The sequence below is a fragment of the Haloferula sp. BvORR071 genome (assembly GCF_000739615.1).
Taxonomy (GTDB): Bacteria; Verrucomicrobiota; Verrucomicrobiia; order Verrucomicrobiales; family Akkermansiaceae; genus Haloferula.
Genome location: NZ_BATP01000030.1, coordinates 145421 through 171073 on the forward strand (window position 1 = coordinate 145421; position 25653 = coordinate 171073).

Genomic DNA, 25653 nt, shown 5'->3' on the forward strand with positions numbered 1-25653 from the left:
CAGCTACTCTTGGATCGTCACACCTTTGGATCGCATCTCTTCCACCGCCTTGTCCACATCGCCCGGTGTCAGATTCACGCCACGACTCGCAGGCAAATGCAGTGTGACCGCAAAACCCTCGGCCAAGGCATCCAGCGCGGTGAACTTCACGCAGTAGTCCGTGGCCAAACCACAGACCGTGACCCGGTTCACGCCCTGCTCGCGCAACCACTCGGCGAGCCCGGTCGACTTGCGATGACCGTTGTCATAGAGGCCGCTGTAGCTGTCGATCGCCGGATCGGTTCCCTTGCGGAAGACCTTCGTGATCCGCTCCGCTTGTAGGCCGGGAGCGAGGTCCGCACCACTTGTGCCTTGCACGCAATGCACCGGCCACAGCACCTGCGGCAGGCCATTGAGGTCGATTACCTCAAAGAGCTGCTTGCCGGGATGGTTCCCCGCAAAGCTGCCGTGATCGGCTGGGTGCCAGTCCTGGGTGGCAACGATGATCGGAAAATCATCCATCAAGCGGTTCGCTACTGGAATCACCAGATCGCCCTCCGGCACCGCCAGCGCACCGCCGGGCAGGAAGTCATTCTGGATATCGACGAGGATAAGAGCGTGGTCGTTCATGCTGCTGCTTCGTGAAGTCGTTTGGCAAAATCCAGGATCATCTCGCGGCCGTGGAGCTTCTCCAGCCAGCCGTCGGGGATGCCGCAGAGGCCGTAATACGCCCCCGCGATCTGACCGTAGATCGCACCGGTGGTATCCGCATCATCTCCCAAGTTCACGGCCATCAAGGCGCCCTCCTTAAAGTTATCGCTGCGGTGAAATGCCCACAAGGCGGCTTCAAGCGATCGCACCACGTAACCGGCGCCACGAATCTCAGGCGGCTCCTTCTCTTTGAAAGATCCACCGGCCACCAAGGCCATCGGGGAGTCCTTGAATTCAAGCCCAGCTTTCAGCGGATGATAAAGCGGCGCGAGCACTTCCTCCTTGCTCGTCCCATTGATCAGCCCCCAGAGGATTCCCCCGAAGTAGCGACAGGCATCGAGGCACGCTGCAGCCTGATGCGTACTGCGCGAACTCTCCACCGAGTAGTGCACCGCATTCTCGGCTGATTTGTAGTAGATCGGTACCGGAGCCAGCCGCATGATCGAGCCATTGCCCGCCGAATAAGTATCCTTGCTGCCACTGTCCGGCTTGCCGCTCTTCAAGAAGGAATACAGGGCTCCGCTAACCGTATTCCCGATATCGAAGCAATTCCCGGTCGCACTCATATGACCTTCCTGCCACCAGCGGACGTATTGATCCGCCTGATCCCGCAGATCGAAGCCGCGACATTCCAACAGACTCTCCGCCAGACAGAGCGCCATCGAAGTATCATCAGTCCACTGGCCGGCCTTCAAATGAAATGGCCCGCCGCCGACCATGTCATTGATCGGCTCGAAGCTTCCCGGACTTCTGAACTCCAACGTCGTGCCCAAGGCATCGCCCACCGCCAATCCGGCAAGACAGCCCAAGGCACGATCCAAAGCGCCTGTATCGCTCGATGTCTTCATGCTTCCTTGGCCAGTTCGCCCTGATAGATCTCCAGATCCTTCGCCGAAAAACAGCAGAAGGTCACTTCCAGCGGATGCTCCTTCACGAAGTCCGGCGCCGTCTTCACTGCAATCGCGGTCGCCTGCTCGATCGAATAGCCATAGATCCCGGTGCTGATCGCCGGAAAGGCGATCGACTTCAGCCCATGTTTTGCCGCCAGCTCCAGCGAGTTGCGGTAGCAGCTCGTCAGCAACTCCGCCTGCTTCCCCGTGCCGCCGTTCCAGACCGGACCCACGGCGTGGATCACATGCTTCGCCGGCAAGCGGTAGCCCTTGGTGATCTTCGCCTCACCGGTCTTGCAGCCGTTCAGCATGCGGCACTCGGCCACGAGCTCCGGACCCGCGGCACGATGTATCGCACCATCGACCCCACCCCCGCCCAACAGGCTGGTATTAGCCGCGTTGACAATGGCATCCACCTCCAGCTTGGTGATGTCTCCTTGGATTGCTTTCATTTGGATAGTCGATTGGTTTAGTTGGCCCGGCCCTTCTTGAGAAACTCCACAACAACGATTTCACCAGCGAAACCACCATCCGCCGCCGCTTCCAGCATCGCCGCCTTTGCCACTTGGGAGTTCAGCCCGCCCGTCCCCGCGCCTATCAGCGGAAAGGCGATCGAATTCATCTGATGTTCAGTAGCCAAATCCAAGGCACTCTTCATACAGCGTTCCACCGTCTTCGCTGAACTCCGCCACGCAAGGTTGATGCCAGCCACATGGATGATGCCCTTGAAGGGCAGCCGCCCCGCCGAAGTCCAGCGCGCCTCTCCCAAAGGGATCGGGCCGAACTTCCCGAGTTCGCGGAATGGCGCATAGCCACCACGCTTCTTGATCGCGCCGGAGACCCCACTGGGCAGCAAGAGCCACCATGGAATCACATTGCGATTCCAAGCGTTCACAATCACATCAACCTCTTGATTCAAGAGATCACCGCTGACCAGGGAGACAGGCATTCTGGAAGTTCGGAAAATGAGTAAGAATCTCGTGCTTCAATAGGGCGGCAGTGCGCGGCGGAACACATGCCCAACCACGATCAGCAAGAAGAAGAAATTCCTCGCGAGCGAGAGCGGCCAAACGGGATAACTCAGCTTGGCACCTCCTGCCGCTTCACGAAGCGAGCGCGCATGGATCGGCCAGTCCCGCAATCCTGCGAGCCAATCGGAAGGCATGCCCTCCTCACCCGAATCGATCCCCGCCAGCGACCCCGCGATGAACGCCACCGTGTCTGTATCGCCGCCAGCCGCAACCACAGATTCCACCGTGGCTCGGAAGTCCCCGCGGTGCCGCAGCCAGGCAAACAAGGCCACCGCTGCCGAGTCCGGAGCGAAGCCGCTCACAAAACCCGCCTTGCGGCCGATCTTATCAGCGAAAGTCTCCACGCTATCGCCAGCACGCAACGCCGCCCAAAGCAAAGGGAAACGAGACTTCATCTCGTCGCTCTCCACCAAGCTCTCCAAGGCAGTCAGGATCTCGTCGGCTCCCTGGACCTCGCGCGCGGCGTAGGCACTTGCCTCCGCAATCATCCGCGCCGCTTCCCACGCCCGCGGATCCGAGTGAGTGATCCGCGTCGAAGCATCCGTGAAGGCCTTCCGCTCTTCCCGATCACCGGCGAACTTCACCCCGATCACCGGCGCGCGCATCAGCGGACCATTGCCCGCCGACCAAACGCCGCTGCGCGATGGGCTCACTCCACACCAGAGCTTCAAGATCGAGCGGGCAGTCGCCAAGCCGATGCCAGCGGGCACCCCGGCGAGCCACCAGCGCAAGCGCTTAGCCAAGGCCCTGGCGAAGGCTGCGGCATCATCCTCGCATTCCGTTAGAGCAAGCATCGTCATCACCGCATGCTCCGTGTCGTCGCTCACCATCCCACAACGCCCACACAGCCGCTGCCTGAGCGGTGCCGGCCATAGCCGCGCAATCCGCTTTGCGGACAAACCCTCTGCGGGAAGTCCCAAGGAATCACCAAGGGCACCGCCGAGCAGGCAGGATGATAGCGCTTCGTTCTTCATAGCGCAGGCTCCGTCTCCCACGGGTCCAACATCACATTTTCCACAGCGTCTCTACGACGCGGCCGGTAGATGGTCTCCGCGGGCACCATCAGCTTGTCGGGGTCCTTGATCAACTCACGCTGCTCGGCCACGAATCCCGAGATATCCTCGATCTTGATGACTTCGCTCTCCGCATAACGCCGCAGCATCTCACTGCGCAGACCAAGCTGCACGGCGCGGCGCGGCAGCGGGCTGCCATCCGGTGCATGGTCCGGATCCCATTGCAATCTCACCTCCGAAGCCGCCAAGGCATCCTTCCATTGGTCCATGTCGCGATACCGGGTCGCATCGAAGGTGGACGGCACCGCCACTGCCAGGATCTCATCCAACAAGCTGCGCGGAATCGTCACAGCCAGGATAATCTCCTGACCTTCCTTCATTCCCCATCCAGAGCGGTACATCATCCACAAGAAGTTCGGCTTGATCCAGCTCATGCGGCTGAAACTGAATTCTCCGCCGAAGCATTGGTTCCGCGCGGCATAGCGGCCGATCGCCGGTCGATAGGCCTGATAGACCACCACCGAATTCTCGTCATGGCTCGCCAGAATATGGCGGCCTTGCGAAGGCCAAGCCGCCTTCATTTCATTGTAAGCTGCCAGCTTCATGGAAAATCAATAAACTCAGGCGGCACCGCATCCGTCAGCCAGACACCATTCTCCGAAACATAGAAAGGATGTCCCGCTGCGGACATCTCCGCCGCACGGATCGTGAGAATCACGGGATTGCCCCGCCGCTCGCCCACCTTCGTGGCTGTTACGAGATCCGGGCTCAGGTGCACGTGATGCCGATTGCCCTTGTGCAGGCCACTCTCGCGGATGGACTCGATGAACTTCGGCACCGTGCCGTGGTAGAGGCTCTCCGGCGGAGCCTGCGGCACAAGCGCCAGATCCACCTTCACCGAGTGTCCTTGGTTCGCGCGGATGCGCTTGCCGTCTTCGCTCAACGCGAAGCGCTGCTTGTCGCTGCTGCGGACGATCTCCACCAAGGTCTCATAACTGAACTTCTTTCCGCGGCGACCTGCCGCTTGGATCAATTGCTCGCAATCGGTCCACCCGTTTTCGTCCAGGGTGATCCCGATCTTTCCCGGCTCATGCCGCAGCACGAGACTTAGGAACTTGCTGATTTCTACTTCTCTTTTCACTTGTTTCTTTTCTAGCGGAACTCGGCCAAGAGCCGTTCCCGCGCTTCATACAATCCCTGCTCAAGACCCGCAGGGTAGGCGTGGGGATTCGCGAGACGCGTGCTCCCCGGGTGCAGCTTGGCCAGCGCTGCCTGGCAGCGGTCACGGATCACATCCAGCGACTCGGCACCGGCCAGCCTTGCACCATTTTTCATCACCGGCTGCAGCACGTCACGGAATGCCGTGCCCGCCGGAATCTCCTTGCGGCGGATCGGATCACCGGGGTCGATGACTGCCGTTCCATCCGCAATACTACGATCCACATCGTAGATCGCATCCGCCACGATCAAGCCGTCCTGTTCATAGCGCCGCACTTGCAGGCGACCCGGAATCGAGCTCTTGGCCGTCTGTTCGCTCAACTTGATCCGCGGCTGCCAGCTTCCATCCTCACGCCGCAGTGCCGCCAGCTTGTAGACACCACCCAGCGCCGGCTGGTCCGCCGCCGTCACCAGGTTCGTGCCCACACCCCAGGTATCGATCTTCGCACCCTGGTGTCGCAGGCTCTCGATGATGTTCTCATCGAGATCATTGCTCGCCACCACCTTTACGTCCGGGAAGCCCGCCGCATCCAGCTTCGCACGCGCCTGCTGGCTCAGCCAGGCGAGGTCGCCCGAGTCGAGACGGATGCCACTCAGCTCGTGTCCGCGCTCGCGCAGCTTGCGTGCCGTCGCGATCGCATGATCCACGCCGCGCAAGGTGTCATAGGTATCCACCAGCAGGGTCGAGTTGTCGGGCATCGCCTCCGCATAGCGGTCGAAGGCTTCTGCTTCATCATCGAAGGACATCACCCACGAGTGCGCATGCGTGCCCAGCACCGGCATCCCGTAGAGCTGTCCCGCCAACACATTCGAGGTGCCCTTGCACCCGCCGATGAAGGCCGCCCGGCTCGCCGAGAGCCCGCCATCCGGACCCTGTGCACGGCGATAGCCGAACTCGATCACCGGCCCGCCAGCCGCCGCGCGGCAGATCCGCGCCGCCTTGGTCGCCACCAGGGTCTGGAAGTTCAGGATATTGAGCAACGCAGTCTCCACCAGTTGCGCGTGCAAGATCGGCCCCTGCACCCGCAGCAGCGGCTCATGCGCGAAGACCAAGTCGCCTTCCGGAATCGCGTCGATATCCAGCTTCAGCCGCAGCTCGCCGAGGTAATCCAGGAAGTCCTTCTTGAAGAGAGGCGTGCCGACTTTGGTCCGCAGGCTCGCGAGATAGTCGAGCTCTCCCTTCCCGAAGCGGAATGCCTCCAGCCATTCCAGCGCTGGCTCCAGCCCCGCGGCGATCGCATAGCCGCCACGGAAGGGCAGCCGCCGGAAGAACAAGTGGAACACGCTCTCCTGCTCCGCCTTGCCGGCCTGCCAATAGGCGGCTGCCATCGTGAGCTGATAGAGATCGGTCTGGAGTGGACTGTGAGGGATCATATTTCGAAAAGGAAACCAGTGCTTGCCAGTGCTTCATACTTCGCGCGGTCGAAACGATGGAGCCGCGCCGGGCGATGCGAACCGCCCGCGTAGTCATCGAGCGGCACCAGAAAATCGAAGGCCAACAACTTCTTGCGAAAGTTCCGTTTATCCAGAGCCCGCCCGAGGATCGCCTCATAAAGCGCCTGCAACTGCGCCAACGTGAAGCGCTCAGGCAGCAGCTCGAAGCCGACCGGCTGGTAGCGGATCTTGCCGCGCAGGCGCTCGAGGCCCGCTGCCAGGATCTCCGCGTGATCGAAGGCCAGCGGCGGCAGCTTGGCGGCATCGAACCACGCCGCATCGCTCGCATCCGTGTCGCCCTTGGCCGGATGCTGGTCGGGCCTGACCAAGGCGAAAAAGGCCACGCTCACCACCCTGCCGCGCGGGTCCCGGCCCGGATCGCCGAAGGTCCGGAGCTGCTCGAGAAAGACCCCCTTCAGGCCGGTCTCTTCCTGCAACTCCCGCCGCGCCGCCGTTTCGAGGTCCTCGTCCATCAGTACGAAGCCCCCCGGCAGCGCCCATGCTCCCAAGAAGGGCTCCAAGCCGCGCTGGATCAGCAGGACCTGCAGGCCCTTCCCGTCGAAGCCGAAGACCACGCAGTCCACGGTCAGCGCCGGGCGGGGATACTCGTAGGTAAAAGCCATCGCTGTCGTCACGAGTAAGAAAGTGTAATTGATACACTAAGTCAAGCAACGTTTCGGACCCAGATCCTTGTCGCGCACCTGAAATCACTGAAAATTCAATTACTTAAGCCGAAATCGGAATTTTCACAAGCAGCCCTCCCGCCCCGATTCGCTTCTGCTCCAGCCTGATCCACCGTTGGACCTGATCCTCCCTTGCAGGATGCCTGCAGGCGGTCTTTGATCTGCGTGATTTCCCGATGACCCGACCGCTCCGCCCTCTCCTTCCCGCTCTGGCGCTGGCCTTGGCCACGCCGATGGCCTCGGGGCAGGGACAGAAGCCAGTCCCCGCGACGAGCGCGGAGACCCTGAATGCCGAGGCTCTCAAGGCGATGGAGGCCAATCAGTGGGAGGAGGCCCTCAAGCTCTTCGACCGCTGCATCGAACTCCACGGTCGCGACGCCCTGAAGAAGTTCGGCCCCTCCTTCGGCGTCACTTGGTATCGCAAGGGCGTCTGCGAACAGCAGCTCAAGCGCTTGGACGCCGCCGCCAAGTCCTTCGAGACCTGCTACCGCGACTTCCCGAACAAGGGCAAGAGCACGGGCAACACCTTCCACAAACGCGCGCTGGTCCGCTGGGCGGAAACCGCCCAAGCCGCCGACCAGCCCGCCGAGGCGATCCGCCTGTTCAAGAAGTACCTCGAGGAACGCGACCGCCAGAAAGACCCCTTCGAGCCGGGCTCCTACTATCTCCAGATCGCCCTCTGCCACCTCAAGCTGGGGGATGTCGCCCTGGGCGCCGAGAACCTGGAAACCGCGATCCGCAACAAGAACGGCTTCGGCTCGCCCGACCAAGGGATCGTGGCCGGCCTGCAAGCCTTGGTCGCCACCGCGATCGCGAAGAAGGACGAAAACACCCTGCTCGCTTTCCTGAAAGGGAACCGCGGCGCGCTGATGATGGAACCGTCCGCCATGGCGGGTTACTCCGCGGAGTTCGTGAAACTGGCGACCGATGCCATAAGCGCGGACATGACCAGCGCCGGGCTTTCGCTCTTCCAGTTGCTTCCCGCCAGCGAGCTGATGGAGGAGGACCTGCGGGCCAAGCTCGCAATGCTCGGCAACCCCGCCGAGCTGGAGACCCCGACCGGCAAACTGGTGAAGACCGAGCTCGAAGCCCGGCTCGCGGCTGTCGAGAAAGCCAGTCGCGAAGGCACTTGCCATGAGGTGCTGCAACTGGAGGCGACCGCCGCCATCCACGAGAAGAGCGGCAACCTCCGTGGTGCCAGCGCCGCCTTCGGCGAATTGGCCGCGCGCTTCCCGAAGGCGACGCGGCGTGCCGATTATCTTTTCCACCAGATCCGCACCGCTGCCGGCAGCGGCGAAGCCAGCGGACTGGCAGAACTGGCCAACAAGTTCTGCGACGAGTTTCCCGAGTCCGCGAAGGTCGGCTCGATCAAGCGGTTGATCCTCGTCTCCCTGTTCGAGAAGGGTGATTTCGACGCCTGCATCAAGGCCGCCTCCGATCTGCTGCCCAAGCTGCAAGAGGGCTCCCAAGAGCACGACGTCTGCCTGCGCCTGCTGGCGGCCAGCTACGAGCAGAAGGGCCAGTTCAATGAGGCCAAGCCGCTGCTGGAACGCCACGTCACGCTCTACCCCGGCAGCGCTTACGCCCAGTCTGCGCAGTACCTTCAGGCGGCCAACCTCGTAAAACTCGAGCAATGGGGCGAGGCTGCGAAACTGTTAGACACCTTCATTTCCAAATATCCGGACGCCGCGGCGAATCCACATCTGGCGGCCGCCCTGTTGGATCGGGCCGAGTGCCATGCAGCGAAGGGTGAGGAAAAAGAGGCATTGGAGCAGCTGGCACGCTTGGAAAAGGATTTCCCGGGCTCCGAAACCCTTGCCAACGCCCAAGGCTTGAAAGGCGACCTGCTGCTGCGCAAGGGTGACAGCGAAGGCGGACAGGCGCAGGCGGAGGACTCCTTGAAGAAGGCTCTGGCCCAAGCCGAGAAGCTCGATCAGCGGGAAGCCGCGGCGGAGATCCTGCTGCGCCTCGTCAATCTATTGGCCAAGGATCCCAAGCGTTCCAAGGAGGCCCAGAGCTACTGCGACCGCTTCTGGAAGGGCTACGAGGATCTCGCTCCCTTGAGCGGTCGGATGGCACTGGCACAGGCTGAGGTCTTCGCTGCCGCCGGCCGCAATGATGAGGCCGCCGAGCGTTTGGCCAAGGAGCTCGGCGGACGTCTGGCCAACCCCACCTCCAGCGAGGCAGAGGCCATCGCCCGTGCCTATGCCAAGCTCTACGCGCGAGCCCACGGCCTCGAAGAACTGAAGCGCCACCTCGCGGAATTCCCCGGGCTCAAGCCGGAGGACAAGCCGGCGCGGGCAATGCTCCGCATCGCCGTGATCGAGGCGGTCGAAGAGCAACTCGATTCCAGCGATGCCGCCGCCAAGACCAAAGCCGACACCTTGATCAAAGCACTCTATCAGGAGCTCAAGGCCGAGTTCGAAACCAAGGATCTCCCGCCCGCCATTCTAGTGCGCACCGGCGACTACCTGCGGACCCGCACCTCCGCGCCGCGCCAAGCGCTGCCCTACTACGAGGAAGCCCTAGCCCGGAAAGATGCCGTAGTCCATTTCCCGGCCCTGTTAGGCAAGGCCGCAGTGCAGGCCGAGGGCAGCAAGGAGGAACGCACCAGCGCAATCCAAGGGCTTCAGGAAGTCTTTGCGGGTAGCAAGGATGCAGGCGAACGCGAGCAAGCGCTCTTCTGGCTGGTGATGACCCGCATGAAGCATGGCGACTTCGCTGCCGCCGGTGAGAGCGCACTCAGCTACCTCGCCCCCGATTCAGGTTTCCAGCATTTCATCCCGGAGGTCCGGCTCGCGCTCGCCCGCTCCTACCAGGAGCGCAATATGGTCAATGAAGCCTTGGCCGCCCATGCCAAGGTCTGGACCGACTTCGGCGCCTTCCCTCGCGTTTCGGTCCCCGCGATGAGGGCATGGATGCAGCTCTCTTGGACGCGTCAGAGCCCGGCCAACGGAGCGGAGCGCCCGCGCAGCGATCGGCAGGCGGCCTATGAGGAGGGACTGGCCTTCCTGGAGCGGACCCGCCCGCTCTTCGACAAGATGGCATCCGTCGATCAGGAAGCCTGGCTGGAGATTGAGAAGATCACCACCGAGTTCGCTGCCACCACCGACGTCAAACCAGTCGCACGACCGCAGCCCCAGGGGAAATGAACCAATGAGCCTGCGCTTCCCCAGTGCCGTCGTTTGCCTTGTCGCCCTGCCCTTCGGCCTCGCGCATGCCGCGGAAGCGCCTACGGCCGCCTTCCTGACTCCCGCAAATGGAAACCCGCGGATGATCTGGATCACCAGCGCCGATGAGCAGGCGATCCACTACAAGGAGAGTCCCCAAGCCACCGCCAGCGCGCAGATCGCCAAGGGCGAGGTGAAGGCCCTCCAGGTTTTCGCCACCCAGGCGATGGCCGATGCCCGGGCGCTCTTCGAGTGCCGGAAGTACGATGCGGCTCGTACCAAATTCCAGACCGTCCGCGAGCAGTTCAAGGACTTGGCCGGAATCGACGGCAATCCCTCCGCCGAGGCCACCTTCATGGAGCTGGAATGCTTGCGCAAATCCGGCGATCTCGAGGGCTTGGCCGCGGCCTTCACGAGTCTCGACCGGCGCGGTATCAACCGTGAAAGCCAGCGCCGCCAACTCGACCTTTACGGGCTCTGGGATGCGGTTCGGCTGAAGGACTGGCCGCGCGTGGAAAGCACGGCCCGCGAGCATTGCAACAATCCCACCTTGCTAGGCTGCCAGCGTGCCCAGGCCGCCTACTGCCTAGGACTGGCGCTCGATGCCCAAGGCAAGACGGGAGCTGCGATTGATGCCTATCAGGCCGCGCTCACCACGGATGGCGGGACTTCCGTGGAGATCGCCCGCGACGCGGCCCTCAAGGCGCTGCGACTCTACCGCAAGGATCCCGAAGTGATCGCTGCAATGAAGGGCGGCAACGAAGGCGCGGGACGGCTTCGCCTGTTAGAGGCAGCCGGTCTGGCGAGCCTCTTCGGGACACTGCCCGGCCTGGAGGAGGCCTTGCCCGGGGATCTCGCGGAGTTCCTGAAGTTCCGCCCCGAAACAGCCGCCAAGGAAAAGCCTTAATCGCGCACGCGGAAGACCAAGGGTTCACCGGCCCTCAAGCTTCGGCGCTTGCACGCGCTCGGGCAGGAAGCAGGTAACCTCGGTCTCCAGGTCCTTGCTGCTCTCGATCCGCAGCACTTGGCTGCCATCGGCGTCACGTGACCAGTCCGTGCGGAAGGCGCGACCGGTCTCCGGCTTGAAGGTCGCCTCCCATTTCGGATCGCCCCACAGCGCCACCACGTCGCGATCGTGGACCAGCCCAAGGAGATCCTTCTCTACCTTCACACCGGACTTTTCGAGTGCTTGGAGCTGCGTCGTGAACTTGGGATCCCGCAGCCCGGCTTCGATGTCATCGCAATCGAACACGACATCCATGGCCTTCGGGAAGCGGCGCATGGTTTCATCCAGCACCTTGTTCTCGTTGAGGAACATCGCATCCGCCAGCGACATCGCTCCGCGGTTCGCCTGCCACATCTCCAGCACGCCCCAGCCGCCACGGCCGAACCAGGTCGGCACCACATAGCCGACGAACTGGCGCACGCCCCCTGCCGAGAGCGCGGAGACCACCATCGAGTTGCTGGTCTTGCGCGCATCACCGATCAGGCAATTCCCCGCTGCCACCCAGACCTTCGGAACCTCCGGCTGGGCCTCGAGCACCGGCGGCTTGGTTTCGCGCAGCCATTCACCGAGCTTGGAGGCATCACCCGTGAACATCGCCCCGCCCAAGAACTTCGCGAAGGGATTGAGCTGGGTCTTCGTGAGCACATGCAGCTTGCCATCATAGCTGGCGATCAGACCGAGCCCGAAGGGCATCTCCAGATTGTACTGCGTCGCGTGCGAGCTGCTGACCAGCAACTGCGGCTTGGTCTCGTTCCATGCCTTCGCGAACAAACCCACCGTACCCTCCGGGGCCGCCTGCTCGTCCCACTGGTGATTTTCCGGCTGGCCGCCCGGCTGCTTTTCAGTCCACTGGCCCTTGGCCCCGTCGCTGAGAGTCACGCCGCTCTTGAGCAGGGAAAGATCGACCCCGGTGGTGGTCAGCCCGCGCTCAATCACCAGCGCTTCCTTGGTGTCGATGATCCGCTTGGCATCGGCGGCGCTGGCCCCAGTGATCAGGCCCCAACGCACATCGCCCCATGGATCCTCATCCACCTGGCGGGCAATCCGGTTCAGGGCGCGGACAAAGGCCGGATCGAAGGTCTCAGGCTTGCCGACGATCGCCAGCCAGCGCGGTTTGTGCTCCTTCAGCAGCGGCAGCAGATCCTCCGGCTTGCCGTTCCAATCCGCCCGCAGGCCACCGTGTTTGATCGCGAGGGCGTCCGCGGCGGCGCTCCACTCCGCGTCGCTGGCGGTGGCGGCAGGCACCGTCACCAGATAATCCGCGGCTTGGGCACTAGCGCCAGCGATCCCGGCGCAAAGGGCGATTCGAAGGAAGGGCTTCATGACACCAGATGCAGCGGCACCCAGGATCATTTTAGTCCTTGAAAAGCATCTGAATCGCCACGCCGACTCAGTCGAGAAACTTGCCCGGATTCAGCAAGCCCTGCGGGTCGAGCGCCTCCTTGAGCGTCTTGTGCACCGCGAAGGAAACGTCGCCAAGCGCCTGACGGATCCACGGCTTCTTGGCCAAGCCGATGCCATGCTCGCCGGTGATCGCACCACCGTGGTCAAGGATCCAAGCGAAGAGCTGGTCGAGCGCGTTCTCCGCCTTCTCGCGGATTGCCGGGTCCTCGAAGTCGGCCACCATCAGGTTCACGTGGATGTTGCCATCCCCGGCATGCCCGAAGCAGGCCACCGGGATGCCAGTGTCCTCCTCCAAGCGGCGGGCGAACTCCACGAGGTCCACCAGCGCCGAGCGCGGCACCACGATGTCTTCGTTAAGCTTGGTCAGGCCCGTATCTCGCAGCGAGTAGGAGAACTCGCGGCGGAGTTGCCAGAGCGCCTCGCATTCCTTGGGCGTGGTGGCCTTTCTCACTTCGCCGGCACCGAGCTCCTGGAGCAGGGATTCCAGCTCCTTGATCTCGCTCTTCACGGCGGAAGGACGCCCATCCACCTCCACCATCAGGTGCGCTTGGCCTTCTGGCAGCGAATCAGGCCCCAAGCGCTTGCGTGCCGCAGCCAAGGTGAAGCTATCGGTGATCTCGAGGGCGGACGGCAGGTGGCCGCGATTGAGGATCTGCTGGACCGCAGTCGCCGCCGCCGGAAAATCCGCGAACACCGCCGCCAGCATCGCGCGGGCGGGAGGCTTCGGGATCAGGCGCAAGGTCACCTCCGTGACCACGCCGAGCATCCCTTCCGAGCCGGTGAAGAGCCCGCAAAGGTCGAAGCCGGTCTTGTTCTTGTGGACCCGGCCACCGCAGCGCAGCACCCGGCCATCCGCCAGCACCACCTCAAGACCAAGCACGTAGTTCTTCGTGACGCCATACTTCAGGCAGCGCGGGCCGCCGGCATTGGTCGCGACGTTTCCGCCGATCGAGCAGTCCTTCAGCGAGGCCGGGTCAGGCGGGTAGTCCCAGCCAACCGCATGGGCCGCCTGCTGCAGATCGCCGGTGATCACGCCCGGCTGCACCACTGCCACGCCATCGGCAGGGTTCAGCTCGATGATTTTCTTCATCCGCGCCACCGAGAGCGCGATCCCACCCCCCACCGGCACGCAACCGCCGACGTAGCCGAAACCGGCACCGCGGGTGGTGACCGGGATGCTCAGCTTGGAGGCAAAGCGCAGGGTCTTGGAAACATCCTGTGTGGACTCCGCGAAGACCACCATGTCCGGCAGGTTCCGGGCGTACCATTTATCCGCCGCGTGCAGTTCCAAGTCGTCGCTGCGGACCGAGACTTTGCCCGGTCCTAGCAGCGCGGTCAGTTCGCCAGCGATCTTCTCGATGGATAGATCGGCCGTCGCCCGCCTTTCGCCGGTAGGCGCATCCAGCTCCGACGCGGCCGAGGCCATAGCCGCAGCGGACACGGGGGTATCGAGGTCACTGAAAACGGCTGCCTCATCAGCGCCGCCGTGTCCCGCGCGCTCGCGGGGGGTGCTGCTGGTGCGGCTGATCCAAGAGGAGGAACGCTTGGGCGGTAAAGACACGCGGGAAATCTTCCACCCGGCCACCGGATGGTCAATTCGCGAGCACTGCCTCAATCACCCAACGAAAAGGGCCGCGCACTCGCGCGGCCCAATAAATTTCGTCATGAAATTCAATCGTCAGGGGTAACCAGCCGCCCGACGGGAATAGGAATGCCACGATCCGGTGATTTTGTCTTGTCCCTAAGTTTTGGGACACGCACTTAATCGATTGATTTTCAATAATTTGACTATCGGGCAGTCCTCAGAAAAAGATCAATAGGGCCGCCGAAGGCCTCGATCGTCGCTCGGAATCTTCTCTTCCGGCAGCCCAAAAGGGCGAACAGCCGCTTCGCCCGAAGCACCTGTTAGGACCTTAGGCCCGGAAAACGAAAAGGGCCGCGCACTCGCGCGGCCAATAAATTTCGTCATGAAATTCAATCGTCAGGGGTAACCAGCCGCCCGACGGGAATAGGAATGCCACGATCCGTCGATTTTGTCTTGTCCCTAAGTTTTGGGACAAGGCCTCAATTCCCTCACCATCAAACACTTGACCCTGAAAAAACCTCAAGAAAGATCCAAAAGCCCCCGTCGGATGGCCTCACTAACGGCTGAGGGGAGGTTCCGGACGTGGAGTTTGTCGAAGCAGCGCTTGATGTATTCCGTGACCGAATGCTGGCTGATCTCCAGCCGATCCGCCACTTCCTGGCGGGTCAGGCCCTTAGCGGAGAGCTGCAAAACCTCGCACTCGCGGGCGGACAGAGTTTCGGCTCCTTGGATCGGGCTCAGCTGCCGGAAGGTCTGTAGGATCATGCCAGCGATCTTCGGATCGAGCGGGGTGCCCCCGGCCAGCACCTCCTCTAGGGTAGCGATCAGCCGCGCCGCGCTTCCGGCTTTCACCAGATAGCCGTGGGCCCCAGCTTCCAGCGCGGCAAAAACCTTCGCTTTGTCGGTGAATGCGGTGAGCACCAGAACCTGAACCAAGGGCAGCAGCTCCCGCACCTTGCGGATCCCGTCCACCCCGCTCATCCCCGGCAGGCCGAGATCCGAGAGCACCAGGTCCGCCACCAAGCCGCCGCGGATTGCTTCGAGCGCATCCTCCATGGTCGAGAATTCGCCCACACAATCGTAGCCGCGCTCAGTCAGAACCATCGAAACGGATTCGCGGAAATCGGCGTGGTCCTCGATCAGGATCAGACGCACCGGTTTCTTGCCGGCGGCGGGAGTGGCTGCAAGTTGATCGGTCACCGCCACATGCTTATTACGCCGGGGAGCATGGCGCAACCGGGACCTTTGATGAGCGAGTTCACACCGGAGTATCCGCAGCCGGCTTCGCGATCTTGCCACGGCGCTTCTGCTGCATCGGAATGTCGAGCTCAAGGGAGGTCCCCCGCCCTGGCCCACTGTCCAAGGCGAACTTCGCGTTCAGGCTTTCCGCCCGCTTGCGCAGGGCCCGCAGGGTGGACGGCCGCTCCAAGCGCTCGGGAGCGATGCCACAGCCATCATCGGTGATCTTCAGGCGGAACTCCTTGGGATCGCATTCCACGTGAATCTCCACATGCTCAGCCCCGGCATGGCGCAGGATGTTGTGGAGGCTCTCGCGCAGGAAAAGAAAGAGATGGCGGTTCGATTCATCCGACATCTCGCACTGCCAAGCGGCCTCGTTCGCGGAGAACTTCCACTCCAGCGGCTCAAGCATGATCGAGCAAGTCTCCCGCAAGTGCTCCACGGTGGCGATGCGGTGGTTCCCTTCCGGCCGCAGCAGCCAGACGATATCGCGCACGGCGCTGACCGTCTCCGCCGCGATCCGCTGGATACGACTGAGTTCCGCAGAGCTACCCTGCCGTCGTTCGGCGAGGTCGGCGAACATCTGGATGCTGCCCAGATTGCTACCCACTTCATCGTGCAAGTCGCCAGCGATGCGATCGCGCGCCTTGGCCAGTTGGCGCTTCTCCCGCAAGCGATAGCGGATCGGGTAGGCCACCAGGATCACCGAGCCAAACGCTCCGAAAATGACGACGGTGGCGAGCCCCGCCTTCCGCCAAGCGGAAATGATCGCCTCCGCCTCCCGCCGCAGAGCGTACTGCCGCTCTTCCAACTCGAGACGGTGCCCTAGGGCGAGCAGCCAAGTCCGCTCTGAAACCAGCTTCCCTTCCGGCCCGAAACCATCTGTCAGGCTTGCCGCGTTCCAGTACTGCGAACCGGAGCCGATGATCGTTCCCATCCCGCCCTCCGCATGGGCCGTCGCACCCAGTGCTACATTCTCCTCGCCCCGCAACAGCTCGATTTCACTCAGCGCGGCAAAAGCCGGGAATTTCTCGTACGCTTTCCACAGTTCGGTAATCCCGATCCTCACCCTCCTGCCCTTCCAATTGCCGAGCGGAAACACCACGGGATTGTGCCCCGGATTGCTGCGGCTGAATTCCTTCACCAGCGGCGCCTCGCCGGGGGACTCCGCCGGCACCGCCACGGTGAAACGCCGTGGAAAACCGAAACCACTGGGCAGATCCGAAGTCGCCCGTTTGGCGGGGAAAAGCCGGATCGCGTCGAACTCGCGGACCTCGCCCATATCCAGCTCCAGCCACACGGCATCCGTGGCGCGGAGCTTGGGATCAGACATCCATCCCACATTCTGGTGCGGTCCGGCAGGCATCTCCGGCAGGCCCAGCGGCGTCTGTCCATCGACCAGATATTCGATGCTCCACTCCCACGGTGCCCCGGGGGTTTTGACCTCAGAGATCCGGACGCTCCCTCCGCGGGCCAGGTTGCGCTCACCTGCAAAAGCAAAAGCCTCTGCCCAAGCATGCAGGTACTGGGACGAGTCGGAATCCGGGCCCAAGCGGGTGGCAGATATCTTCATTCCAGCCGCACGCACCGGCGGATTCACCGGGAAGACGAAGGGGTGGCCTGCACGCACCGGATCGGCCCACAGCCCGCTTGGCTCGGCGATCCGGCCGACAATCGCGCCCTTCTCGTCATACAGATCCACCGTGAAGGAATCCGGCAAGCCGAATTGCGGATCCAGACCGCCGACCCCATAGCGCCGGGCCGGTACCATCACGACCAGATCCACCTCACCCGGCGCGGAAAAGCCCAGCGATATTGAGTAGTCGCCCTCCTTGGGAGGCACCGGCGTGTCATGCTTGCTCGCGAAGCCCCCGGTCCCACCTTCGTCCGCCACCGGCACGGCGGGCAGCTTCGGCAGCTCGGCCGCGATATCTGCCAAATCCTTTTCCACTTGGGACAGCCTGCCCGAGAACTGGTGTGCCAAACGATAGTCCCAGCCTTTCTCCTCCGCCGCCAAGGACGGCAAGGAAAGGAGCGGCAACAAGCCGGACAGCAGCGGCAACAGCGAAAGGCGGAACATCATCGGAGCCAGTGGCTGACAGCTCCCGGTCGCCAAGCCGGAAATTCCCGTACCCGGGTCTCAGCAACAGGCTTTGGCGGGAATCGCATGTGTCCAGCAAACTCCCGCCCGCCATTTCGGGTCAAGCCTTTGGAGGCCGGGATGCGTGGCTCAAGGGATTGCCTGGCAGAGCCCACCCTCCCCCTAGCAACGCCTACGGCGCAGCAGCCCGAAGGCTCCCAAGAGCCCCAACATGAAGCTGGAAGGTTCGGGAAAGGCGATGGCCGTAGCGGGGCGCACCGGGTCAACTCCTACGAACACATCAGCGTAGTCGACGAGATGTCCATCGGGCGGGATGATGTATTGGGTACTTGCAAGGCTGCCGCCCTTGTTGGTCACCGAATCAAACCAAACCAACCAGAAGGATTGGCCAGAGGCCACGCCGCCACTCAAGGCGAAGCTTAGCCCGCTGACGCCGCCGTTTCCGCCGGGGGTCACGAAATCGCCCTCCACCACGAGGCCGCCTTGGCTGCTGTCGCTCGTCAGGTCGTTGGCAAGAATCAGGAAGTCACCGGTCGCGGTCCCCAAATTGGTCAGTTGAACCGAGGTTCCTTGAGTCAGGGTAAGCGGATCATAGCTTCCACGGAGGCCGTTTCCGGTCGTGTCGACGATGATTCCATACTTCATGCCGTTGCTCACCACACCGGCCGTGTTGGCAAGATTCGACGACATGCCGCCAACGAAGGCGGCATTGAAGGTAATCGTCACCGATGCATGGACGGCAGAAAGCGTGGCAACAGCTGCCAAGAGCGAGACGACGATGGGATTTAGTTTCATATCACGAGGAGAATGGCCGCAGCGGACAAAATAACTTCAAAAGCTAACTACCCTTACCCGCAAGCGATGAAAGCTGGCAAGTCCGGCTAGTGAAAAGGAGAACCTTGCCCCAGTAACCGCAGGGCGGCACGAAGGATCAGGCTGCTGACGGAGCAAGCTAACCAGATGGCCAGGCAATTCAGCCCGCCTTCGTGGGACCTGCCAAGAGGCCGAGTCAACGGCGGCGGCGCAATAGGCCGAAGGCTCCCAAAAGCCCCAAGATGAAGCTGGAAGCTTCGGGGATACTGGAAGCTTCGTAAAAGGCGATTGAGGTAGCGGGGCGCACCGGGTCCACTCCTAGGAACACCTGATCGCACTCGACTGTCTGTCCATCCGCCGGGACCACAAACTCGGCGCTCGCAAGGCTGCCACCCTTGTTAGTGACCGAATCAAACCAGACCAACCAGAAAGTTTGGCCGGTGGTAACGCCGCCGCCCAAGGTGAAGTTAACTCCGCTGACTCCACCATTCCCTCCAGGAGTCGTGGAGTCGCCCTCAAAGAGGTTGCCACCTTGGCTGGTGTCGCTCGTCAGGTCGTTGGCAAGAATCAGGAAGTCACCGGTCCCGCTCCCCAAATTGGTCAGTTGAACCGAGGTGCCTTGCGTCAGGGCCAGCGGATCGTAGGTCCCACGGATACCGTTTCCGGTCGTATCGACGATGATTCCATACTTCATGCCGTTGCTTACCACCCCGGCTGTGTTGGCCAGATTCGACGACATGCCATAATCAAAAGGGTCGTTGAAGACGATCGTCACCGTGGCGCGGGCGGCAGAAAGCGTGGCAACTGCCACCAAGAGTGAGACGATGAGTGGATTCGGTTTCATATCACGAGGAGAACGACCGCAGCGAGCAAGGCAGCTTCAAAAACTAACTACCCTTACCCGCAACCGATGAAGGCTAGCAAGTCCGGCGAGTGAAAAGAGAACATCACCCAGTAAATGCAGGGCGGCACGAGGGAGGCGGACCCCGGAGGATCCGGCAGCTGGCGGAGCGAGCCAAGCAGATGGCCGGGACAATTCAGCCCGCCTTCGCGGACCTACCCTGAAGCCCGGTTAACGGCGGCGGCGGCGCAACAGGCCGAAGGCTCCCGGCAATCCAAGCAGGGCGGACGAAGGCTCGGGAACGTATCCATTGGAGGCTTTGCGGATCGGGTCAACACCTTCGAACACTTGGGCATAGGTAACGGTCTGCCCGTCGGCCGGAATCACGAACTGGGGGCTTCCAAGGGCTCCGAACCGACCGGAGGTTTCGTCAAACCAAACTAGGAAAAAAGTATTGCCGCGGGCCATACCATTCGTGAGGGCAAAGGAAATCCCCGATATACCGCCGTTACCGCCAGGAGTGAGGAAGTCCCCCTCTAGCGCTTGGCCGCCTTGGCTACTGTCGCTCGTGAGGTCAAGGGCCAGGACGAGGCGATCATCAGTAGCGAAACCATTGGCTTTCAATGCGACCGATGTGCCTTGGACCAAGGCTACACTGTCGTAACTATCCAAAAAGCTATTACCGGTGGTATCCACCACGATTCCCCACTTCATGCCGTTGCTTACCACTCCCTGCGAGTTGGCGAAATTCGACGACATGCCGCCCGAGAAGGGAGCATTGAAGGCAATCGTCACCGCGCCATGGGCGGCAGAAAGCGTGGCAACAGCTAACAAGAGCGAGACGATAAGTGGGTGTTGTTTCATATCACGAAGAGAATGACAGCAGTGGGATAAGCAACTTCAGAAGCTAACTAACCAGATAGCCGGGCACGCCTTCGCGGGACTATCCTGAGGCAAAGTCAACGGCGGCGGCGCCATAGACCGAAGGCTCCCAGCAATCCCAGCAGGGCTGACGACGGCTCGGGGAACGAGGCTGGACGGATTGGATCCAGACCTTCGAACACTTGGGCGTAAGTAACCGTCTGTCCGTCGGCCGGAATCACGAACTGGGGACTCCCAAGGAATCCGGATCGTTCGAAGGTTCCGTCAAACCAAACGAGGAAAAAGGATTGGCCAGCGGCTAGACCATTGGAGAGGGCAAAGGAGATCCCCGATACACCGCCGTTACCGCCAGGAGTGAGGAAGTCCCCCTCTAGCGCTTGGCCGCCTTGGCTACTGTCGCTCGTGAGGTCAAGGGCCAGGATGAGGCGATCGCCAGTAGCCTCACCACCATTGGTGGTCAGTGAAATGGAGGCGCCTTGAACCAGCGGCACAAAGTCGTATACGGACAAAAACCCATTGGCGTTGGTATCCACCATGATTCCCCACTTCATGCCATTGCTTACCACTCCCAACGAATTGGCGAGGTTCGACGACATACCGCCCGAGAAGGGAGCATTGAAGGCAATCGTCACCGCGCCACGGACGGGAGAAAGCATGGCGGCAGCTACCGAGAGTGAAGCGATAAGTGGGTGTGGTTTCATATCACGTGGGTGGACTCGGAGATAATGGAGGCTTGTATGACCGGAATGGCAACACGGCTCAAAAAGCTAACTAGCATTACCCGCCCCCACGCTCGATAGCAAGTACCCGCGTGTGAAAAAGAAGTTCAAGCCGCCTTCTTGGAGAATAGCACATAGCCTCCGACCGCGGCGATCAGGACTGCGGCACCGACGAGTAGCAGCGTGCTGTTGCTGCCGCCTCCCAGAGCATCAGCGTCATCGCCTGCGGCTGAACCAGGATCGTGGCCCGGAGTCCAGTCCTTGCGGGGTCGACTGGCGGCGGCTTTGCTTTCGGCGAGGCCGGCCTTTACCAATTCGTTCCTGAACTTCCGGATCAGACGCTCCCGGTCATCGTGGGTTCTTGCAGCTTTCATGAGCTCCTCGGGCGACCCGATGCCAACCTCTTCGCCAAGGCGCTCCCGCATGTAGTCGACATAGGGTTTGTAGGTCTCCGGATCTTCCTTGCCTTGCTCATTCGCCTTTTCCTCCCACTGCTGCGCGAGCAAGTCCATCGTGAGGCGGTCCTTGAACTCCGATGCGGGTTCCTCGACGTAGCATCCCATGACCATGACGCTGGCGAGAGGATAGTTCAAACAGGCTTGGATCAGGTCATAATCCTTCGAGGCCATTGCCTCGACTGCCAGCTTCTGGGCGTCTTGGGGAAGTTGTGCCTGCTTGAGCCGCTCTTCGAATTCAGCCACTGCGGCCGGATCGCGCCCCCAAGCGAGGCCACAGCATAGAACCTTGAGCAACAACAGGAATCGGACGAAGGTTTTCAAGCGGGTGGAAGGAGAGGATTGGGCTGCACCGAATCCAATGCCGCCCGGAGGGGCTCTCGTCAGTAATCCGTCGGCGCAGGCGGAAATTTCTCCTGCTCCGAGCCCCTGCGCAACGACTTCCTTGGCTTTACCCCCCAAAAACGGTGGGGACTCACCCGGCTCCCCTACCCGATTTTCCGGGAGCATCCGATGAACCCTCCTACCAACAAAGCATGGTGGGTACAGAAAGAGGCGGGTGAACCAATGGATCACCCGCCTCCTATGGAAAGACTAAACCAAATTCGTGATTAGCGACGGCGGCGGATCAGGCCGAACACGCCCAGTGCACCGAGGAGCAAGGACGAAGGCTCGGGAACGAAGCTGATGTTCGACGCTTGGCGAACCGGGTCCACACCCACGAAAGGCGCATCGTAGGTCACAGTCTGGCCATCGGCCGGAACCAAGAACTGGGCATTGGACAGAGAACCAGCCTTGTTGGTCGACGAGTCGAACCAAACAATCGAGAAGGCTTGACCCACGGCAATGCCGTTAGCAGCCAAAGCGAAGGAAAGACCATCCACGCCACCGTTTCCACCAGGGGTCGCGAAATCAGATTCAAGCGCTTGCCCACCTTGGCTACTATCGCTGGTCAAATTGGCAGCGAAGATAAGACGGTCACCGGTTGCGGTTCCGCCGTTCGTGGTCAGTGACACCGAAGTGCCCTGAACCAAAGCCACTTGGTCATAGGTGGACAGAAGGCCGTTGCCGGTGGTGTCAACGATGATGCCCCACTTGAGGCCGTTCGTACCAGCCACGCCGGCCGTGGTGGTGAAGCCCGACGACAAGCCGCCGGCGAATGGAGCGTTGAAGGCAACCGTCACCGCGGCATTGGCGGCGGTAAACGAGGCCGCAAGGGCCAGGAATGTTACAATGAGTTTATTTAATTTCATACAAGGGGGTGTCTGAGGCTGAGGATTTATTGAGGGAGACAGAGGGAGGGCCTAAGTCAGAGGACCGTGCAGGGGTTTTATCAAATGACAATCTACATTGCGCATCCAAGGGGATTGGCGAGACCCTACCTTGGAAGACGGGGCGGGTTTAACCCCGCCCCTTAAATTCCAATTGAAGTTATCAGTAACTCAGCGGCGGCGGCGAATGAAGCCTAGCGCACCGAGCAAGCCCAACAACATGGAAGAGGGCTCGGGTACGGCGAATTGGATATTCGTCGCACCGCGGACTGGATCAACACCCAAGAAAGGTGAATCGTGACTGACCGTCTGGCCATCTGCCGGGATCACAAATGCAGCGTTTCCAAGGGCGCCGGCTTTCTTGGTGGACTCGTCGATCCAAACAACGAAGTACTTCTGGCCAGCAGCCACACCGTTCGCCAAAGCGAAGATAAGGCCGTCGACGCCGCCGTTACCGCCTGGGGTGGTGAAATCACCTTCCAAGGCCTGACCGCCTTGGCCGCTGTCCGAAGTCAAGGAGGTCGCCAGAATCAGGCGGTCATCTGTAGCCACGTTGCCCACGGTCAAGGTAGTGTTGGTACCTTGGGTGAAGGCAACGGCGTCATACTGGCTGAGGAACGAGTTGCCCGTGGTATCAACGATGATGCCCCACTTGAGCCCGTTGGAGACAACGCCAGCGGTATTGGCAAGGTTGGAAGAAAGCCCCCCAGAGAACGCAGCGTTGAAGGTAATCGTTACCGCAGCATTCGCAGCGGTGAACGAGCCCAACGCCATCAGGGACGCGACAATCAGTTTATTCAGTTTCATGCAGGTAGAAGTCGATCAATCCGATAGTTAACTGGGAGGCGCCTAAGTCGAATAATCAGAGGTTGAGGATGTAGCCCTGTTCGTCGGTCCAGGTCACGTCGCCAGCAGGAGCGGACGGCACGCGGCGGTAAACATAGCCGCTACCACCACCGATCTGGTAACCGGACTGGTCACCGGTAAGGCCGAAGGTGCCGAGCCAACCGGTCGGGGTCTTGGTGATGATGGCGCTCGCGCCCTTGTTCTGACCTGCGGTCGAGTTGTCGAAAATCAGCAACTGGTCACCGGTGGTCGCCGGAACCGAGGCATTGCCGAGCGTCTCACCCACGGGGCTGAAGTAGCTGATGCGATTGTCTTGGCCCGTGCCAGGAGCGGTCAGCTTCGAGATGATCGTCTTGTGATTCCAGGTCGGAACTTCACCGGAAACCACCAGCGAGGCAACCGGGTTGCCAGCGGTACGCATGATGAAGGATTCACCGGGATAGAGGATGGTGCCGTTGGCATTGCCGCTGCCGCCGAAGGTCTGCAGCCAGTTGGCCGGTGCCATCGTGTAGATCTGGCTGGCTGGCACGTTGATGCCAACGCCGAGACCATCGAAAGCCAGCACCTGGGTGCCGGTAGGAGCAGTGCCGACCGGGAACAGGCTGCCGAGCGTCCAAGCCTTGGCGATCACCACTTGGTCGTTGGCGGCCACGTTGGCCAGGTTGCCAGCGATCACGGTCACCGTCGCGGTGTCCGTGGTGTTGGCGGTGATCAGGGCGAACAAACCTTCTTCCGTACCGCTGGTCACGGTCAGGAGATACGGAGTCGCCGGGGTGACCGCAGGAACCCACTGGTTGGTGGTCCAGCCTGGGTTGCCGCCGATGGTGATCGTGCCAGCGCCCTTCGAGGCCACAACACCCGCGAATTCAGTCGGGCGAGCCAGCGGGATGGAGAGCATTACGTCGGTGGTCGCCTTCACGGCTGGATTGCCGGAGGTGGTGTCACCAAGGCTGACATAGCCGACAGGATCAGTGGCTGCGGCATTGGCCGCACCGACAGCAAGCAACGCTGCAAAAAGCGTGGTTGGGATGATTGGTTTCATGACAAGACTGGGTTTAGGTTCGGTTTTCGTTTTCGTCGAGGAAAAAGCACGGCAGGAGGTGACGGCATTGTCACGGCACGCATTTTGCCGGTAAACTTTTTCCCATACATTGGGTATTCACCGCGATTTCCCGGGAGCTCGCAAGGAAATTGTAGCTTCCAACGCAATTTCACTAGGATCAGGCATTTATGCGGAACTAGAAGGCCTTCTCGGAGGTCGGTTTTCGAGAGCCTGCGGACCAACGGCGAGGCTTCCTGAGCCTCACATAAAAATTTCCACCGCAATTTTTAGAATTAGCGAAGTAAGTCACTTCATGGCCAAAAAAAAGAGCAATGCGGCGAAAATAACTAACAGTTGGAGCCGCGAGGTGAATGCCCTTTGATTACCAAGAAGTCACGCTCCGGAAATGATCCATCCGGCCGCTCAGGGTCGCGGCGTCAAGGGTCTCGAGTCGACGCGTCGAAAAAGCCTCACAGGTAAAAGAAGCGAGCACGGAGCCGTGGACCACCGCATCGCGCAGAGTCGCAAAATCGGGCATGGCGGAGCCCTTCGCCGCCAGGTAGCCCGCCAGCGCACCGAGGAAGCTGTCGCCGGCACCGGTCGGGTCGACCAGTTCCTCCAGCGGGTAAGCCAAGGAGCGGAAGAACTGCTCCGGCTGGCCGGCGGAGAAGAGCATCGCGCCATACTCGCCGAGCTTAATCACAACGTGCTTCGGGCCCTTTTCCAGCATGATGCGCCCGGCATGAAGAAGATTTGGTGTGCGCGTAAATTCGCGCGCCTCGCTGTCATTGATGACGAAAAGGTCGATCTGCTTGAGCACGTCGTGCAAACGCTCGTTGGCGATCTCGATCCAGAGGTCCATGGTGTCCGCGATCACGAACCGTTCCTTGGCCTGGCATTGCGCCAGCATCTCGAGCTGGTTGTCCGGCGACATGTTCGCCAGCACCACGTAGGCAGCCGAGCTACCCACGGCAGCCGGCACCTTCACTTGCCAGTTCTCCAGCACGTTCAGACCCACGCGATGGGTCACGCGCTTGTTCATGTTGTTCGAGTACTCGCCGGACCAGGTGAAGGACTCGCTTTCCGAGCGCTCTACGCCATCGAGGGACACGCCGCGCGACTCCAGCATCGCCAAGTGCTGCGGCGGGAAGTCCTGACCCACAATGCCGACGAGATGCACCGGAGCGTGGTAGAAGGACGCCGCCAAAGCCGCATACGCCGCGGAACCGCCGAGCAGATTCGTTTCGTCGGCAAAGGGAGTTTTGACGTTATCGATGGCAATGGTTCCTCCGACGACGATGGGCAGTGGTGCAGGCATGG

Annotated in this window: 24 protein-coding genes; 2 read left to right on the forward strand and 22 right to left on the reverse strand. The window is 61.5% G+C overall.

The window, feature by feature from the left end; all coding sequences use genetic code 11:
• Positions 1-3: 3 nt before the first annotated feature.
• From pncA to BV071_RS17005, 9 genes are read right to left on the reverse strand one after another with little or no spacing between them, the layout of a single operon-like run.
• A complete protein-coding gene (gene pncA, locus BV071_RS16965) occupies positions 4-609 on the reverse strand; it encodes a bifunctional nicotinamidase/pyrazinamidase (protein WP_035609608.1) in 606 nt (201 codons plus the stop codon).
• Positions 606-1538: an ADP-ribosylglycohydrolase family protein gene (locus tag BV071_RS16970; protein ID WP_035609611.1), complete on the reverse strand. Its 933-nt coding sequence runs from the start codon at positions 1536-1538 to the stop codon at positions 606-608. Before BV071_RS16970 ends, pncA begins: the two co-directional genes overlap by 4 nt.
• Positions 1535-2032, reverse strand: a complete 498-nt coding sequence (locus tag BV071_RS16975; RefSeq protein ID WP_035609614.1) for an O-acetyl-ADP-ribose deacetylase — start codon at positions 2030-2032, stop codon at positions 1535-1537. The genes BV071_RS16970 and BV071_RS16975 overlap by 4 nt, the downstream gene beginning before the upstream one ends.
• A gap of 17 nt (positions 2033-2049) precedes the next feature.
• Positions 2050-2529, reverse strand: coding sequence for a macro domain-containing protein (locus tag BV071_RS16980; protein WP_035609615.1), 480 nt, complete (start codon positions 2527-2529; stop codon positions 2050-2052).
• A 36-nt stretch (positions 2530-2565) separates the two neighbouring features.
• On the reverse strand, positions 2566-3585 hold the full coding sequence (locus BV071_RS16985; RefSeq protein ID WP_035609618.1) for an ADP-ribosylglycohydrolase family protein: 1020 nt from the start codon (positions 3583-3585) through the stop codon (positions 2566-2568).
• The gene (locus BV071_RS16990) at positions 3582-4229 is read right to left on the reverse strand and encodes a DUF4291 domain-containing protein (RefSeq protein WP_035609621.1); all 648 of its coding nucleotides are present in this window, start codon (positions 4227-4229) and stop codon (positions 3582-3584) included. Before BV071_RS16990 ends, BV071_RS16985 begins: the two co-directional genes overlap by 4 nt.
• Entirely contained in the window at positions 4226-4765 is a 540-nt protein-coding gene (locus BV071_RS16995; protein ID WP_035609624.1) for an RNA 2'-phosphotransferase, read from the reverse strand. The genes BV071_RS16990 and BV071_RS16995 overlap by 4 nt, the downstream gene beginning before the upstream one ends.
• A gap of 11 nt (positions 4766-4776) precedes the next feature.
• On the reverse strand, positions 4777-6216 hold the full coding sequence (locus tag BV071_RS17000; protein ID WP_035609627.1) for a nicotinate phosphoribosyltransferase: 1440 nt from the start codon (positions 6214-6216) through the stop codon (positions 4777-4779).
• Positions 6213-6899 (reverse strand): NUDIX domain-containing protein, encoded by a 687-nt coding sequence (locus tag BV071_RS17005; RefSeq protein WP_035609631.1) that lies wholly within the window; start codon positions 6897-6899, stop codon positions 6213-6215. Before BV071_RS17005 ends, BV071_RS17000 begins: the two co-directional genes overlap by 4 nt.
• Before the next feature lie 236 nt (positions 6900-7135).
• Here BV071_RS17005 and BV071_RS17010 point away from each other — a divergent pair, with 236 nt between their 5' ends.
• Together BV071_RS17010 and BV071_RS17015 are read left to right on the forward strand one after the other, a co-directional pair.
• The gene (locus BV071_RS17010; RefSeq protein ID WP_035609634.1) at positions 7136-10111 is read left to right on the forward strand and encodes a tetratricopeptide repeat protein; all 2976 of its coding nucleotides are present in this window, start codon (positions 7136-7138) and stop codon (positions 10109-10111) included.
• A 4-nt stretch (positions 10112-10115) separates the two neighbouring features.
• Entirely contained in the window at positions 10116-11036 is a 921-nt protein-coding gene (locus tag BV071_RS17015) for a hypothetical protein (RefSeq protein WP_035609636.1), read from the forward strand.
• A gap of 24 nt (positions 11037-11060) precedes the next feature.
• Here the strand turns inward: BV071_RS17015 and BV071_RS17020 are convergent, their stop codons facing one another.
• From BV071_RS17020 to BV071_RS17080, 13 genes are all read right to left on the reverse strand, one after another.
• The gene (locus BV071_RS17020) at positions 11061-12458 is read right to left on the reverse strand and encodes a hypothetical protein (RefSeq protein ID WP_265594536.1); all 1398 of its coding nucleotides are present in this window, start codon (positions 12456-12458) and stop codon (positions 11061-11063) included.
• A 67-nt stretch (positions 12459-12525) separates the two neighbouring features.
• Positions 12526-14100, reverse strand: coding sequence for an FAD-linked oxidase C-terminal domain-containing protein (locus BV071_RS17025; protein ID WP_265594537.1), 1575 nt, complete (start codon positions 14098-14100; stop codon positions 12526-12528).
• Positions 14101-14643: 543 nt separating this feature from the next.
• Positions 14644-15324, reverse strand: coding sequence for a response regulator transcription factor (locus BV071_RS17030; protein WP_075090940.1), 681 nt, complete (start codon positions 15322-15324; stop codon positions 14644-14646).
• Positions 15325-15382: 58 nt separating this feature from the next.
• Positions 15383-17446 carry a histidine kinase gene (locus tag BV071_RS17035; RefSeq protein ID WP_265594538.1) on the reverse strand — a complete coding sequence of 688 codons (2064 nt, stop codon included), beginning with the start codon at positions 17444-17446 and terminating at the stop codon, positions 15383-15385.
• Between the two features lie 180 nt (positions 17447-17626).
• On the reverse strand, positions 17627-18259 hold the full coding sequence (locus tag BV071_RS17040; RefSeq protein ID WP_035609647.1) for a hypothetical protein: 633 nt from the start codon (positions 18257-18259) through the stop codon (positions 17627-17629).
• 214 nt (positions 18260-18473) lie between these two features.
• Positions 18474-19121, reverse strand: coding sequence for a hypothetical protein (locus BV071_RS17045; RefSeq protein ID WP_035609648.1), 648 nt, complete (start codon positions 19119-19121; stop codon positions 18474-18476).
• Positions 19122-19349: 228 nt separating this feature from the next.
• Positions 19350-19982, reverse strand: coding sequence for a hypothetical protein (locus BV071_RS17050; protein WP_035609651.1), 633 nt, complete (start codon positions 19980-19982; stop codon positions 19350-19352).
• A 95-nt stretch (positions 19983-20077) separates the two neighbouring features.
• Positions 20078-20656, reverse strand: a complete 579-nt coding sequence (locus BV071_RS17055) for a hypothetical protein (protein ID WP_265594539.1) — start codon at positions 20654-20656, stop codon at positions 20078-20080.
• A gap of 170 nt (positions 20657-20826) precedes the next feature.
• Positions 20827-21498 carry a hypothetical protein gene (locus BV071_RS17060; RefSeq protein WP_265594540.1) on the reverse strand — a complete coding sequence of 224 codons (672 nt, stop codon included), beginning with the start codon at positions 21496-21498 and terminating at the stop codon, positions 20827-20829.
• Between the two features lie 287 nt (positions 21499-21785).
• Positions 21786-22427, reverse strand: coding sequence for a PEP-CTERM sorting domain-containing protein (locus BV071_RS17065; RefSeq protein WP_035609659.1), 642 nt, complete (start codon positions 22425-22427; stop codon positions 21786-21788).
• Between the two features lie 189 nt (positions 22428-22616).
• Positions 22617-23252, reverse strand: a complete 636-nt coding sequence (locus BV071_RS17070) for a PEP-CTERM sorting domain-containing protein (protein ID WP_035609661.1) — start codon at positions 23250-23252, stop codon at positions 22617-22619.
• A gap of 55 nt (positions 23253-23307) precedes the next feature.
• Positions 23308-24333: a TIGR02597 family protein gene (locus tag BV071_RS17075; RefSeq protein WP_081886057.1), complete on the reverse strand. Its 1026-nt coding sequence runs from the start codon at positions 24331-24333 to the stop codon at positions 23308-23310.
• 382 nt (positions 24334-24715) lie between these two features.
• Positions 24716-25651: a PfkB family carbohydrate kinase gene (locus BV071_RS17080; protein ID WP_265594541.1), complete on the reverse strand. Its 936-nt coding sequence runs from the start codon at positions 25649-25651 to the stop codon at positions 24716-24718.
• Positions 25652-25653: the final 2 nt, after the last annotated feature.

What these genes read in the sequence shown, in the direction of transcription:
- pncA (WP_035609608.1), bottom strand. Translation starts at nt 609, where the DNA reads ATGAACGACCACGCTCTTATCCTCGTCGATATCCAGAATGACTTCCTG.
- BV071_RS16970 (WP_035609611.1), bottom strand. Translation starts at nt 1,538, where the DNA reads ATGAAGACATCGAGCGATACAGGCGCTTTGGATCGTGCCTTGGGCTGT.
- BV071_RS16975 (WP_035609614.1), bottom strand. Translation starts at nt 2,032, where the DNA reads ATGAAAGCAATCCAAGGAGACATCACCAAGCTGGAGGTGGATGCCATT.
- BV071_RS16980 (WP_035609615.1), bottom strand. Translation starts at nt 2,529, where the DNA reads ATGCCTGTCTCCCTGGTCAGCGGTGATCTCTTGAATCAAGAGGTTGAT.
- BV071_RS16985 (WP_035609618.1), bottom strand. Translation starts at nt 3,585, where the DNA reads ATGAAGAACGAAGCGCTATCATCCTGCCTGCTCGGCGGTGCCCTTGGT.
- BV071_RS16990 (WP_035609621.1), bottom strand. Translation starts at nt 4,229, where the DNA reads ATGAAGCTGGCAGCTTACAATGAAATGAAGGCGGCTTGGCCTTCGCAA.
- BV071_RS17000 (WP_035609627.1), bottom strand. Translation starts at nt 6,216, where the DNA reads ATGATCCCTCACAGTCCACTCCAGACCGATCTCTATCAGCTCACGATG.
- BV071_RS17005 (WP_035609631.1), bottom strand. Translation starts at nt 6,899, where the DNA reads ATGGCTTTTACCTACGAGTATCCCCGCCCGGCGCTGACCGTGGACTGC.
- BV071_RS17010 (WP_035609634.1), top strand. Translation starts at nt 7,136, where the DNA reads ATGACCCGACCGCTCCGCCCTCTCCTTCCCGCTCTGGCGCTGGCCTTG.
- BV071_RS17015 (WP_035609636.1), top strand. Translation starts at nt 10,116, where the DNA reads ATGAGCCTGCGCTTCCCCAGTGCCGTCGTTTGCCTTGTCGCCCTGCCC.
- BV071_RS17020 (WP_265594536.1), bottom strand. Translation starts at nt 12,458, where the DNA reads ATGAAGCCCTTCCTTCGAATCGCCCTTTGCGCCGGGATCGCTGGCGCT.
- BV071_RS17035 (WP_265594538.1), bottom strand. Translation starts at nt 17,446, where the DNA reads ATGATGTTCCGCCTTTCGCTGTTGCCGCTGCTGTCCGGCTTGTTGCCG.
- BV071_RS17040 (WP_035609647.1), bottom strand. Translation starts at nt 18,259, where the DNA reads ATGAAACTAAATCCCATCGTCGTCTCGCTCTTGGCAGCTGTTGCCACG.
- BV071_RS17045 (WP_035609648.1), bottom strand. Translation starts at nt 19,121, where the DNA reads ATGAAACCGAATCCACTCATCGTCTCACTCTTGGTGGCAGTTGCCACG.
- BV071_RS17050 (WP_035609651.1), bottom strand. Translation starts at nt 19,982, where the DNA reads ATGAAACAACACCCACTTATCGTCTCGCTCTTGTTAGCTGTTGCCACG.
- BV071_RS17055 (WP_265594539.1), bottom strand. Translation starts at nt 20,656, where the DNA reads ATGCTTTCTCCCGTCCGTGGCGCGGTGACGATTGCCTTCAATGCTCCC.
- BV071_RS17065 (WP_035609659.1), bottom strand. Translation starts at nt 22,427, where the DNA reads ATGAAATTAAATAAACTCATTGTAACATTCCTGGCCCTTGCGGCCTCG.
- BV071_RS17070 (WP_035609661.1), bottom strand. Translation starts at nt 23,252, where the DNA reads ATGAAACTGAATAAACTGATTGTCGCGTCCCTGATGGCGTTGGGCTCG.
- BV071_RS17075 (WP_081886057.1), bottom strand. Translation starts at nt 24,333, where the DNA reads ATGAAACCAATCATCCCAACCACGCTTTTTGCAGCGTTGCTTGCTGTC.
- BV071_RS17080 (WP_265594541.1), bottom strand. Translation starts at nt 25,651, where the DNA reads ATGCCTGCACCACTGCCCATCGTCGTCGGAGGAACCATTGCCATCGAT.